Genomic DNA, 11,606 nt, shown 5'->3' on the forward strand with positions numbered 1-11,606 from the left:
TAGCGCGGGGCCGCGCGGTGGGGCGCGTCATTTTCCGCCGAGGAACTCGTCGAGCACCTTCGCCGTCGCCTCGGCGGGGATGCCGTGCCCGGCGCCGCCGGGGACCTCGGCGTACCTCGCCCGGGCGAGGTGCGCGGGCAGCGCCCGGGCGGCTTCGCGCAGGCCGGGCCAAGTCTCGCTGCCGCTGAGGACGAGGACGTCCAGGTCGAGAGCACGCATGGCCGCGGTGGGCAGGTTCGGCGCGGCGGTGAGCGTGGCGTCGTAGACCAGGCTCTGCGCGACGGCCTCCAGCTGCGGCCACATCGGGGAGCGCCGGATCTGCTCGACCGCCTCCGGCGGCAGCCCGATGCCCTCGATCTGCATCGTCGCGACCGCGTCACCGCGCCTGCCGTCGCCGATCAGCGCGGCGAGCTTCCCCGCCAGGTCCCGGGCCGAGCCGGCCAGACCGCCGAGCGCGAACGGCGGCTCGTAGAGCGCGACGCGGGTGATCGCCGCACCGGCGGCCGCCGCGTGCAGCGCGAGGATGCCACCCGAGGAGAAGCCGAACACCGCGGCAGGCCCGCCCTCGGCCGCGAGCACGGCGTTCAGGTCCTCGACCTCGCGCTCGACCCGGTAGGTCGCGGCCTGGTGCGGCGGAATGGCGTCGCCGCTGTCCCCGCGCCCCCGCCGGTCGACGCACACGACGGTGTACCGGTCGCGCAACACCGCCGCGACGGGAGCGCACGCCGTGCGGTCGTTGAAGGCGCCGCCGAGGAACACGACGAGCGGCCCGCTGCCGTCCCGCTCATAGGCGATGCGCGTCCCGTCCGCCGAGGTCACCGTGTGCATGCCGTCCTCCTTCACCGGGGTTCAGTGTGCCGACGAACGGGCTCGCGGCGGGAGGACATCCGGGAAGCCGAACCGCCGCACCAGTGTCGGCTCGCCGAAGACGGTGATCTTCGCGATGCCCGTGGGGGTCACCGTGAGGACCGCGAGGCCGAACGCGCGGTGCGCGCCGTCGGTGAGGCGGTACGTCACCGCCGCCGGCTGGTCGTTCGCCGTCGTCGGCAGCATGCGCCACTCGCCCGGCTTGCCGATCACGGCGGGAGTCCTGAGGAACGGCAGGCAGGTGCGGCGGCCGGCGAACCACGTCGGCGAGCCGACCACCTCCAGCGCGGCGTCCTGGCGCAGCGCGCGTTCCAGCAGCGCGACATCGGACTTCTCGAACGCCGCCATGTACTGCTCCAGCAACGCGCGTGCCTCGGGCGCGGACGGCTCCGCCAGCTCCTCCGGCGCGGCCACCTCCGCCAGGCTCGCCCGGGCCCGTTGCAACGCGCTCTTCACCGCCGCGACGGTCAGCCCGAGCATCCCGGCGACCTCGGCGGCCGGGAACGCCAGCACGTCCCGCAGGATCAGCACCGCCCGCTGCCGCGGTGGCAGCACCTGCAGGCTCGCGATCAGCGCCAGCCGCACGCCCTCCCGCGACTCGGCCGCCGCCGCGGGGTCCACCGGGATCGGCTGCAGCCACGCCACTCCCGGCGCCTCGCCGGGCGGCGCGGCCGGGTCGTCCGACGGCGGCGCCAGCCCGGACGGCAGCACCCGCCGCCCCCGGCCGCGCAACGCCGTCAGGCACACGTTCGTCGCGATCCGGTACAGCCAGGTGCGCACCGACGCCCGCCCCTCGAACGCGCCGAACGACCGCCACGCACGCAGGTACGTCTCCTGCACCAGGTCCTCGGCATCGTCGAGCGAGCCGAGCATCCGGTAGCAGTGCGCCAGCAACTCGGCGCGGAACGGCTCCGCCACGCGGGCGAAGCCGTCCTCGGTGGTTCCCACGTCAAGCACTCTGCCTCACCTCGGCCGGCGGGAAGAGGTTCACCTTCTCCGGGAAGATCCGCACCACCACGCGCTCGGCGTCCGGCTCCGGCGGCGGCTCCTGCCCGCCCATGTACAGCCGGTACATGACCACCGGCAGTTCCTTCCCCGGATCGGCGGTGATCTCCACCCGGCCGCGCACCTCCGCGTAGTGGCCGGTCACCCTGGACACCACGAGCAGGCTGAGCCGCGGATCGCGCTCCAGGTTGCGGGTCTTGCGGCGGCCGCGGAGCGTGCTGAACACGATCGTGCCGTCGTCCTCGCACTTGACGAAGACGACCGACGACTGGGGACGGCCGTCGGGGTTGCTGGTCGAGACGATCGCGAAGTGCGGTTCGCCGACGAGGCGGCGGACGGTTTCGGGCAGTGTCATACCGGTACCGACTCGCGGGCGGCCGGAAAGGAATCGGTCTTCAGCGCACCGTCATGCGCACACCCTCGGCCAGCCGGTACGGGCGCGTGTCCACCAGCGCGCCCAGCAGCCGCCGCAGGCGCGAGACCTCCGCGCGCACCGTGACGACGTGCTCGGCGTCGCCGTACAGCGCGCGGCTCAGCGCCTCCGCCGACAGCCCGGCGGGGCCGGCGCGGTGCAGCAGCACGAGGATCTCCGCGTGGCGGCGGGTCACCTTGCGCCGCCAGCCGGTGTCGCCGCCCTGCAGCGTCAGCAGCGGGGTGTGCGTGAGGTCGAGGTCGAGCGTCACCCGCCGGTCGGGTCCGGCCGGGCGGATCAGCCAGCCCTCGGCCAGCCGTTCCGGTAGGCACGCGCCGAGCCCGGGCACCGCGATCGGCTCGCCCGCGGACGGCGCGGCGATGCGGTCGCCCACCGACACCCCGGCGCCCGCCGCGACCCAGCCGTGGTCGTCGACCAGCAGGGCGGGCCCGGTGGCCAGCAGTGGCTCGCCCACCTGGCGCAACCGGTCGAGCCGCCGCTGGTGCCAGCGCCAGATCTGCGCCTCGGTGAGCCTCCGGCCGGTCTCCACCAGGGCCCCGATGGCCGGGTGCAGCGTCAGCGCGGGGCCGCTCACGTCGATCACTCCGAGCAGCTCCCCGGTGCGCGGGTCGTGCACCGGCGACGCCGTGCAGTACCACGGGTGCTGGTTCTGCTCGAAGTGCTCGCCCGCGAGCAGTTCGACCGGGGCGGCCTCGGCCAGCGCGGTGCCGATCGCGTTGGTGCCGACGCGTTCCTCGGTCCACTCCGCGCCCTCGAAGAACCCGAGGTCGTCGGCGTGGCGGCGGACGCGGGAAGTGCCCTCGCGCCACAGGATGACGCCGTCGGCGTCGGTGACGACCAGCAGCACGTGCGGCATCCCGCCGAGCACCTGCTTGAGGTCGCCGACCGCGTCCCGCAGCGGCGAGTTCTCCCGCCGCCTGGCCAGCTCGTCCTCGCTCAGCCAGTCGCGGGTGTTGAGCCCGTCGGCCTTCAGCCCGAGCCCGATGACCCGTTCCCAGGACCGGGACACGACGTCGCGCGGGCGCAGCGGCGGACGGCCGCCCGCGATCACGGCGTCGTGCATGCGGACCAGGTCGCGGGCGTAGGCGGGCAGGCTGCAGCCAGGCGGGACTGCGCCGGGCACGCTCACGGTCCACCTCCGCACCACTGCGTCGACGATCGAGCATAGGTGCCGCTCACGCGCTCGCCAAGGCGTGCAATTCGCTGCAACCGTTGCCGGTCACCCGACCGGCGGGCTGTGATCGGTGTTACATCCCCAACGGCGAGGAGGAGTGGCGATGACACAGACGATCGACCGGGAGGCGCCGGCGCGGTCGCCGCAGGCGCGCGTCGACGCCTGGCTGGAGCGGTTCGAAGCCGCGCTGGCCGCCCGCGACGTCGAGGCGGCGGCGGGCATGTTCGCGGTCGACAGCTTCTGGCGCGACCTGGTGGCGTTCACCTGGAACATCAAGACCGTCGAAGGCCGCGAAGGCGTCGCCGACATGCTGTCCGCCTGCCTGGACGGCACGGATCCGTCCGGTTTCCGCACCACCGAGACCCCGACCGAGGCCGACGGGGTCGTCGAGGCGTGGCTGGAGTTCGAGACCGCCACCGGCCGCGGCAAGGGCCACCTCCGGCTCACCGACGAGGGTGCCTGGACGTTCCTGACCAGCCTGCGCGAGCTGAAGGGCTTCGAGGAACCGCAACGCGAACGCCGCCCGAAGGGTGTGCGGCACGGCGTCATCCGCGGACGCCGGGTGTGGGCCGAGGAACGCGAGCTGGAGAAGAAGGAGCTCGGGTACGAGCGCCAGCCCTACGTGGTGGTGATCGGCGGCGGGCAGGGCGGCATCGCCCTCGGCGCGCGGCTGCGGCAGCTCGGGGTGCCGGCACTGGTCGTGGACCGCCACGAACGTCCCGGCGACCAGTGGCGCAAGCGCTACAAGAGCCTGTGCCTGCACGACCCGGTCTGGTACGACCACCTGCCCTACCTGCCGTTCCCGGAGAACTGGCCGGTGTTCGCGCCGAAGGACAAGATCGCGGACTGGCTGGAGATGTACACCCGCGTGATGGACGTGCCGTACTGGACGCGGTCGGAGGTGAAGTCCGCGTCCTACGACGAGGACACGGCACAGTGGACGGTCACTGTCGACCGTGCGGGTGAAACCGTGGTGCTGACGCCGAAACAGCTCGTGTTCGCCACCGGCATGTCGGGCAAGCCGAACATCCCCTCGTTCCCCGGGATGGATGTCTTCGAGGGCGACCAGCACCACTCTTCGCAGCACCCCGGCCCGGACGCCTACGCCGGCAAGAAGGCCGTGGTGATCGGCTCGAACAACTCCGCGCACGACATCTGCGCGGCGCTGTGGGAGCACGGCGCGGACGTCACGATGGTGCAGCGGTCCTCCACGCACGTGGTGAAGTCGGACTCGCTGATGGAGATCGGCCTCGGCGACCTGTACTCCGAGCGCGCGGTGGCCGGCGGCATGACCACCGACAAGGCCGACATGGTGTTCGCGTCGCTGCCCTACCGGATCATGCACCAGTTCCAGATCCCGGTGTACCAGCAGATCAAGCAGCGCGACGCGGACTTCTACGACCGCCTGGAGAAGGCCGGTTTCCTGCACGACTGGGGCGACGACGGCTCCGGCCTGTTCATGAAGTACCTGCGGCGCGGCTCCGGCTACTACATCGACGTCGGCGCCTCCGAGCTCGTCGCGAACGGCGACATCAAACTGGTGCGCGGCCAGGTCGACCACCTGACGCGCAACGCCGTGGTGCTCGCCGACGGCACCGAACTGGAGGCCGACCTGGTGGTGTACGCGACCGGGTACGGGTCGATGAACGGGTGGGTCGCCGACATCGCCGGGCAGGAGATGGCCGACCGGGTCGGCAAGTGCTGGGGCCTCGGCTCGGGGACGACGAAGGACCCCGGCCCGTGGGAGGGCGAGCAGCGGAACATGTGGAAGCCGACCCAGCAGCCGGGGTTGTGGTTCCACGGCGGGAACCTGCACCAGTCGCGGCACTACTCGCTGTACCTGGCGCTGCAGCTGAAGGCCCGGTACGAGGGCATCCCGACGCCGGTGTACGGGCTGCAGGAGGTGCACCACCTGTCGTGACGCTTCCGGGGCCCGGCCGTCGACGGGGCGGCCGGGCCCCGGGTTCCACCTACGCGAAGGCGTTCACCCCGGTCAGCTCCGCGGACAGCGCCCACAGGCGCGCGGCCTGCTCCGGGTCGGTGGCGTAGTCGCGGACACCGAGGAACATCGCCGGGCGGCCCGGGCCGGACGGGAGCGGCTCACCCGAGGCGGGCCCGGCGATGTCGCAGTCCTCGCAGTACACGCCGCCCATCCCGGCCAGTGCCGGGGAGGTCGCGGCCCACACCTGCGTCGCGGCGCCCTGCTCGGGGGTCTTGAACCAGTCGGCGACCGGGGTGCCGTTCTCGTCGACCCAGCCGTTCGCGATCTGCTCCGCGAGCGGGATGTGCCGTTGCAGCGGGGTCAGGATGCTGCCCGGGTGCACCGAGAACGCCCGCACACCCGACGGCTTCCCCAGCTCGTCCAGGTGCACCGCGAACAACGCGTTCGCGGTCTTCGCCTGCCCGTAGGCCTGCCACTTGTCGTACCCGCGCTCGAACCACAGGTCGTCCCAGCGGATGCCGGAGAAGTGGTGGCCGCGCGAGGACACCGACACGATCCGCGCGCCCGGCGCGATCGCCGGCCACAGGCGGTTCACCAGCGCGAAGTGGCCGAGGTGGTTGGTGGCGAACTGCGCCTCCCAGCCGGGGCCGACGCGTGTCTCCGGGCAGGCCATGATCGCGGCGCTGTCGATCACGATGTCGATGCGCCGCCCGGAGGCCAGGAACCGCCCGGCGAAGTCCCGCACGCTGTCCAGGTCGCCCAGGTCCAGCTCGTCGACCTCGGCCAGGTCGCCCAGTGCCGCCTTGGCCGCGTCCGGCCTGCGGGCCGGGACGACGACGTGCGCGCCCGCGCCTGCCAGCGCGCGGGTGGTCTCCAGGCCGAGGCCGGAGTAGCCGCCGGTGACGATCGCGAGCCTGCCGGAGAGGTCGATCCCGCTCAGGACCTCCGAGGCGGTGGTCGACGCGCCGAAGCCGGATCCGATGGGGTGCTGTGCCGTGGTCATGGCGGCGACGCTAGGTGCTGGAGCGCGCTCCAGGTCAAACCTGGATCGGGGACTTGACTGAATCTACAGTCCGAGCTACACATATGACTGTCAGCGGTGTGGACGCAGGACCTCCCCCGGGAGTGATTCGCGATGCCGGACGTGCTGGAGCAGCTCGGGTTCGCCGACCTGGTGTGCGACGACCCGGACTGGCTGCGGGACGAGTTCGCCGCGATCATCGACGCCAACTTCGGCGAAACCTCGCGCCCGCGGCCGGAACCGCCCCGGATGCCGCTCCCCGAACCGGCCGGTCGTCCGGCCCGCGCCGCACGGACCTCCCAGCTCTGGCGGCGACAGCGCTCGCCTCCGCGCTCGTGAAAACCCGTTGGCCCGCGACGAAAGGAGGGACGACACCCGGAACATCCGCGATCTCTTCCTGAGCCCCGCCGCCCCTGCGGCGGGGCACTTCACGTCTCAGCCGAGCACGATCGGCACCAGCAGCACGGCGACGTAGTAGGCCATGAACTGCACGCCGGAGGTCATGCCGAGCATCCGGTTCGCCAGCCCGCCGACCGCGCCGACCGTCAGGCTCACCGCGAGCGCGAGCGGCCCGCCCTCGTACCAGGCCACCACGGCGATCAGCGCCACGAACGCGCCGATCAGCGCCTCGTGGCTGATCCGCCGCGCGACCCAGCCGCTGGCGGCCCGCGCGTAGCGCATCGCGAACGGGTACACGACCAGCCCGGCGATGACCACGCCGATCAGGCTGAACACCAGGAACTGCCACGAGCTGAGCAGGGTGTGCAGGTTGTGCACGCCCCCGTCCGGCCCCTTGACCGTGTAGACCGGCGGCGCGTTGAACAACGCGGCCGCGGGACCCGCGGCGACCGGGCTCAGCGGCAGGCCGAACGCGACGAGCGGGATGAGCGTCTCGGCCAGGTAGGTCGACTCCGTGGTGCCGTTCTTGACCGCCATCAGCGTGGTCAGCCTGCGGTACGGGTGCTTGATTCGGGACCCGGTGATCTCGCCGGCGAGCACGGTCGCGGCGACCGGGCTGAGCATGAACGTGGTCGAGGTGACCCCGGCCGCGGCGGCCGTCGCCGCCGTCTGCCTGCCGTCCAGGATCCGCAGCGGGTTGGGGATCCACCGCCGTCCGGTGCCGCCGTCCGGAGCGAGCCAGAACGGGCGCGGCCCGGTGCGTTCCAGGGTGCGCCGCCCGCTGCGGGACGACGCGATCAGCAGGTCCACCACGAGCGGCCCGATCGCGATGCCGAGGAAGAAGCTGATCGACAGGCTCTTGTCGAGCTGGTCGGTGGCGACCGTGTTGAGCCCGGTCACCAGCAGCGCGAACGGCACGATCGCGGCGACGCTGGCCCACCGGCCCGGCGAGAAGTAGCCGACGAAGATCGCGGCCGCGCCGAACACGAACGGCGCCACCGTCTTGATCGGGCCGGCCAGCGGGGCGAGCAGGGACGCCACGCCGACCGCGACCGGCACCGCGATCAGGGCGGCGACGAGCCCGCCCGCCAGTGCCTTGCGCAGCGCGATGTGCGGGGCGCCGAGGCGGCGCAAGGCGGTCGCGTCGTCGAGCAGCGGCACCGCGGTCGTGTCGCCAGGGATGCCCAGCAGCGTGGTGGGGATCGCGTGGGTCATGTGCTTGCTGACCGCTCCGGCGATGAAAAACGTCAGCACCCCGGCCGGCGGCACGCCGAGCAGCACGACGAGCAGCGTGACCGGCGCGAGAGTGGAAGTCTCGTCGGTGCCGGAGACCAGTCCGATCGCCGCGAAGACGACGGCGCCGAGCAGGCCCATGCCCAGGGCCCACAACAGGTCCGGGGTCATGCCCGCACCTCCTGCGCGGTCTCCCGGACCAGGCCGAGCTCGGTCATTTCGGCCCGCACGCGCGGCGGCAGCCCGGCGAAGGACTCGGCGGTGCCGCCCATGCGCTCCAGCTCGGCGATGGCGGCTTCCCGGTCCGCGGCCTGCTCGGCGCCGAACGTCCGCTTCGGGCGGAACAGCCGGGCGCACACGGCCGCGCCGAGCACGCACGCGGCCAGCCCGGCCAGCAGCGCGTAACCGCCGGCCAGCGACGGCGTGTCGACCAGTGCGCCGAACAACGCCTTCGCGCCGAGGAAGACCGGCAGGCCGGCGGCCACGCAGATCACGATGGACGCGGCCAGGTGCCGCAGGTCGACGGCGTCGTTCCAGACGACGACGTAGGGCTTCTCGTCGTTGAGTGCCAAGGCTTTCTCCGTTGGGTCAGGCGCCGGTGAGCGCGCGCAGGGTGCGGGACGGGCTGGGCCGGCCCAGGTGCCCGGCGAGCCAGGCGCTGGTTTCGGCGAGTTTGGTCAGGTCGACACCGGTGTGGATGCCGAGCCCGTCGAGCTGCCACAGCAGGTCCTCGGTGGCGAGGTTGCCGGTGGCACTCTTGGCGAACGGGCAGCCGCCGAGGCCGCCCGCCGAGGCGTCGACAGTGGTGACGCCGCGCTGCAGGGCGGCGAGGGTGTTCGCCAGCGCCTGCCCGTAGGTGTCGTGGAAGTGCACCGCGATCCGGTCGAGCGGGACGCCCGCGGCGACGAGCCCGTCGAGCAGCGCGACGACCCGGCCGGGCGTGGCGACGCCGATCGTGTCGCCGAGGCTGAGCTCGGTGCAGCCCAGGTTGAACAGCCGGGTGGCGACCGCGATCACCTGGGGCAGCGGGACTTCGCCCTGCCACGGGTCGCCCCAGCACATCGACAGGTAGCCGCGCACGTTCAGCCCGGCCTCGCGAGCACGGGCCACGACCGGCGCGAACACCTCCAGCGACTCGCCGACGGACCGGTTGAGGTTGGCCCTGGCGAAGCCTTCGGTGGCCGAGGCGAACACCGCGATGTCGGTGACGCCGAGGTCCAGTGCCCGCGCCAGGCCGCGCTGGTTGGGCACCAGCACCGGGTAGCGCACGCCGGGACGGCGGTCCAGGCGGCGCAGGACCTCCTCGGCGTCCGCCAGCTGCGGCACCCGGTCCGGGCGGACCAGGCTGGTGGTCTCGATGACGGTGTGCCCGGCGTCGGCGAGCCGTTCCACCAGCTCGACCTTCACCGCGGCGGGCACGAGCGCGGGCTCGTTCTGCAGCCCGTCGCGCGGGCCCACCTCCCAGATCGTCACCGCGGACGGCAGCCCGGGCAGCCGGTCGACGGTCATGACCGGCTCTTCGCCCGCAGCTCGGCGAGGACCTTCTCGGCGTGGTCGGCACGGACCTTGCGGTCGGCGACCAGCCGCGCGACGACAGCGGGCACCTCCGCGGCCGTGGCGCCGACGGTCGTGGCGATGTTGCGGGCGTGCAGCGACATGTGCCCGCGCTGGATGCCCTCGGTGGCCAGCGCCCGCACCGCGGCGAAGTTCTGCGCGAGCCCGACCGCGGTGATGATCTCGGCCAGCTCGGCGGCGGTCCGCACGCCGAGCAGGGCGACCGCGGCCTGCGCCACCGGGTGCACGCGCGTGGCGCCGCCGACGAGCCCGACCGGCATCGGCAGTTCCAGCGTGCCGACCACGTTGCCGTCGGCGTCCTTTTCGAAGCGGGACAACGAGGTGTACTGCCCGGACGCGGAGACGGCGTGTGAGTGGGCGCCCGCCTCGACCGCGCGGGTGTCGTTGCCGGTGGCGAGCACGACCGCGCTGATGCCGTTCATGATCCCCTTGTTGTGGGTCGCGGCGCGGTAGGGATCGGCTTCGGCGAGCGCGGCGGCGTGCACGATGTCGTCCACCACCGCGGGCCCGCCGAGGGTTTCGGCGTCGAACACCGCGCGGGCCCGGGACAGCCGCAGATCGGCCTTGTTGGTCAGGATCCGCAGCAGCGGACGGCCGCCGGCGATCTCCCCGGCGCGTGCGGCGACCGCCTCGGCCATGGTGTTCACGGCATTGGCGCCCATCGCGTCGCGGACGTCGACCTGCAGGTGCGCGACGACGTAGGTGCCGGCGCGGGAGTGCACCAGCCGCACCGCGACGTCCCGGACGCCGCCGCCGAACTCGACCAGCTTCTCGTCCTGCGCGTTGGCCAGTTCGACCAGCTCGTCGCGGGCCTCCAGCAGGCGGACGCGGCCGGCCTCGGGGTCGGCGACGCCGACGATCTGCACCTGCGCCTGCATGATCGGCGCGGTCGAGGAGGTCCGGAACCCGCCGTGCACGCGGGCGATCTTGGCGGCGTTACTGGCGGCGGCGACCACCGAGGCCTCCTCGGTCGCCATCGGGACCAGCACCTCGGCGCCGTTGACCACGAAGTTCGTCGCCACCCCCAGCGGCACGCCGAGGATGCCGACGACGTTCTCGATCATGTGGTCGGCCGCGCTCGCGTCGAGCCCCCGCGCGGGGTCGAACGCCGCGATCCGCGCCGGGTCGAGCCCGGCCGCCTCGGCGACGGACTTGCGCCGGGCCTCGACGGGGAGGTCCCGGAGTCCCTGGATACGACTGGTGCGCGCCATAGCGCCCCTTCCACTTCCGTGTGGCTGCGTGACGACCCAGGACGCTAGCTCCGCGTCCGGGCAGCGGGAATGGACCGATCGTCCACTCCGCGCGGCCCGGCTATGGGCGTTCGGCAAGGCGGGCGAGCCGGACGGCGACGGTGAGCCGGAACAGCCGGTCGGGCTCCTGCCAGCCCTCCCCCAGCAGCTCGCCGGCGCGTTCCAGCCGCTGCAGCACGGTGTTCTTGTGCACGTGCAGGGCGCGGCCGGTGGCGACCGGGCTCATCCGGTTGTCCAGGTAGGCGGCGAGAGTGGGCAACAGGGTGCCGGCGTGCTCGGCGTCCCAGTCCAGTACCGGACCGAGGACCCGGCGCACGAACGCGGCGACGCGCTCCTCGCCGGGGCCGAACAGCGCCGTGTAGGGCAGGTACTCGTCGGTGGTGACGGCCGCGTCGGACAGGCCGAGCGCGGGCAGGACGCGCACGCACGCGGCGGCCTGTTCGACGGGTTCACGCAGGTCGTCCCCGGCGACGGCGCCGACGGCCAGCACCGGGGCGGCCAGCGACCGGGCGACGGCGGCGTGGACGGTCCGCGCCGCGGCGGCCGGGTCCTCGCCCGCGGTCAGGACGACGACGTGGTCGGCGTGCTCACCGATCAGGTCACCGGTGCCGCGCAGGGCACGGGCCGCCTGGCGGCGCAGGTCGGCGGGGACCGCGACGACCACGAGCGAGCGCAGGGCCGCCAGCCGGATGGCCGCGGGCGCGGGC

General features: G+C 73.3%; 12 protein-coding genes. 2 read left to right on the forward strand and 10 right to left on the reverse strand.

The features are described from left to right. Positions 1-27: 27 nt before the first annotated feature. Genes AMY39116_RS0336985 through AMY39116_RS0337000 form a run of 4 tightly spaced genes read right to left on the reverse strand, consistent with a single transcriptional unit; the run spans position 28 to position 3,434 of the window. On the reverse strand, positions 28-828 hold the full coding sequence (locus tag AMY39116_RS0336985; protein WP_027936562.1) for an alpha/beta fold hydrolase: 801 nt from the start codon (positions 826-828) through the stop codon (positions 28-30). A 21-nt stretch (positions 829-849) separates the two neighbouring features. Further along, positions 850-1,824, reverse strand: coding sequence for an RNA polymerase subunit sigma-70 (locus AMY39116_RS0336990; protein WP_020422629.1), 975 nt, complete (start codon positions 1,822-1,824; stop codon positions 850-852). Next, a complete protein-coding gene (locus AMY39116_RS0336995; protein ID WP_020422630.1) occupies positions 1,817-2,227 on the reverse strand; it encodes a PPOX class F420-dependent oxidoreductase in 411 nt (136 codons plus the stop codon). Before AMY39116_RS0336995 ends, AMY39116_RS0336990 begins: the two co-directional genes overlap by 8 nt. Positions 2,228-2,267: 40 nt before the next feature. Beyond that, a complete protein-coding gene (locus tag AMY39116_RS0337000; RefSeq protein ID WP_020422631.1) occupies positions 2,268-3,434 on the reverse strand; it encodes a GAF domain-containing protein in 1,167 nt (388 codons plus the stop codon). Between the two features lie 148 nt (positions 3,435-3,582). Between AMY39116_RS0337000 and AMY39116_RS0337005 the strand changes: the two genes are divergently transcribed. Beyond that, a complete protein-coding gene (locus AMY39116_RS0337005; protein ID WP_020422632.1) occupies positions 3,583-5,400 on the forward strand; it encodes an NAD(P)/FAD-dependent oxidoreductase in 1,818 nt (605 codons plus the stop codon). Positions 5,401-5,449: 49 nt separating this feature from the next. Here the strand turns inward: AMY39116_RS0337005 and AMY39116_RS0337010 are convergent, their stop codons facing one another. Continuing rightward, positions 5,450-6,424 (reverse strand): SDR family NAD(P)-dependent oxidoreductase, encoded by a 975-nt coding sequence (locus tag AMY39116_RS0337010; protein WP_020422633.1) that lies wholly within the window; start codon positions 6,422-6,424, stop codon positions 5,450-5,452. Positions 6,425-6,556: 132 nt separating this feature from the next. Here AMY39116_RS0337010 and AMY39116_RS0337015 point away from each other — a divergent pair, with 132 nt between their 5' ends. Continuing rightward, positions 6,557-6,781: a hypothetical protein gene (locus tag AMY39116_RS0337015; RefSeq protein ID WP_020422634.1), complete on the forward strand. Its 225-nt coding sequence runs from the start codon at positions 6,557-6,559 to the stop codon at positions 6,779-6,781. Between the two features lie 96 nt (positions 6,782-6,877). Here the strand turns inward: AMY39116_RS0337015 and AMY39116_RS0337020 are convergent, their stop codons facing one another. The 5 genes from AMY39116_RS0337020 to AMY39116_RS0337040 form a co-directional block, all read right to left on the reverse strand. After that, positions 6,878-8,245, reverse strand: coding sequence for a tripartite tricarboxylate transporter permease (locus tag AMY39116_RS0337020; protein ID WP_020422635.1), 1,368 nt, complete (start codon positions 8,243-8,245; stop codon positions 6,878-6,880). Then, the gene (locus AMY39116_RS0337025; RefSeq protein WP_020422636.1) at positions 8,242-8,646 is read right to left on the reverse strand and encodes a hypothetical protein; all 405 of its coding nucleotides are present in this window, start codon (positions 8,644-8,646) and stop codon (positions 8,242-8,244) included. Before AMY39116_RS0337025 ends, AMY39116_RS0337020 begins: the two co-directional genes overlap by 4 nt. A 16-nt stretch (positions 8,647-8,662) precedes the next feature. Next, a complete protein-coding gene (locus AMY39116_RS0337030) occupies positions 8,663-9,583 on the reverse strand; it encodes a hydroxymethylglutaryl-CoA lyase (RefSeq protein WP_020422637.1) in 921 nt (306 codons plus the stop codon). Beyond that, positions 9,580-10,977 (reverse strand): hydroxymethylglutaryl-CoA reductase, degradative, encoded by a 1,398-nt coding sequence (locus AMY39116_RS0337035; protein ID WP_255346920.1) that lies wholly within the window; start codon positions 10,975-10,977, stop codon positions 9,580-9,582. Before AMY39116_RS0337035 ends, AMY39116_RS0337030 begins: the two co-directional genes overlap by 4 nt. Beyond that, the coding region (locus AMY39116_RS0337040; RefSeq protein ID WP_020422639.1) for a CdaR family transcriptional regulator at positions 10,961-11,606 on the reverse strand (646 nt) is incomplete at its 5' end. The genes AMY39116_RS0337040 and AMY39116_RS0337035, both read right to left, overlap by 17 nt.

Origin of the sequence: Amycolatopsis sp. ATCC 39116 (assembly GCF_000231075.2) — a bacterium.
Lineage (GTDB): Bacteria > Actinomycetota > Actinomycetes > Mycobacteriales > Pseudonocardiaceae > Amycolatopsis_E > Amycolatopsis_E tucumanensis.

Excerpts from the sequence above, each read along its gene's own strand:
- AMY39116_RS0336985 (WP_027936562.1), bottom strand. The coding sequence starts at position 828 with ATGCACACGGTGACCTCGGCGGACGGGACGCGCATCGCCTATGAGCGG.
- AMY39116_RS0337030 (WP_020422637.1), bottom strand. The coding sequence starts at position 9,583 with ATGACCGTCGACCGGCTGCCCGGGCTGCCGTCCGCGGTGACGATCTGG.
- AMY39116_RS0337005 (WP_020422632.1), top strand. The coding sequence starts at position 3,583 with ATGACACAGACGATCGACCGGGAGGCGCCGGCGCGGTCGCCGCAGGCG.
- AMY39116_RS0337020 (WP_020422635.1), bottom strand. The coding sequence starts at position 8,245 with ATGACCCCGGACCTGTTGTGGGCCCTGGGCATGGGCCTGCTCGGCGCC.
- AMY39116_RS0337010 (WP_020422633.1), bottom strand. The coding sequence starts at position 6,424 with ATGACCACGGCACAGCACCCCATCGGATCCGGCTTCGGCGCGTCGACC.
- AMY39116_RS0336995 (WP_020422630.1), bottom strand. The coding sequence starts at position 2,227 with ATGACACTGCCCGAAACCGTCCGCCGCCTCGTCGGCGAACCGCACTTC.
- AMY39116_RS0337015 (WP_020422634.1), top strand. The coding sequence starts at position 6,557 with ATGCCGGACGTGCTGGAGCAGCTCGGGTTCGCCGACCTGGTGTGCGAC.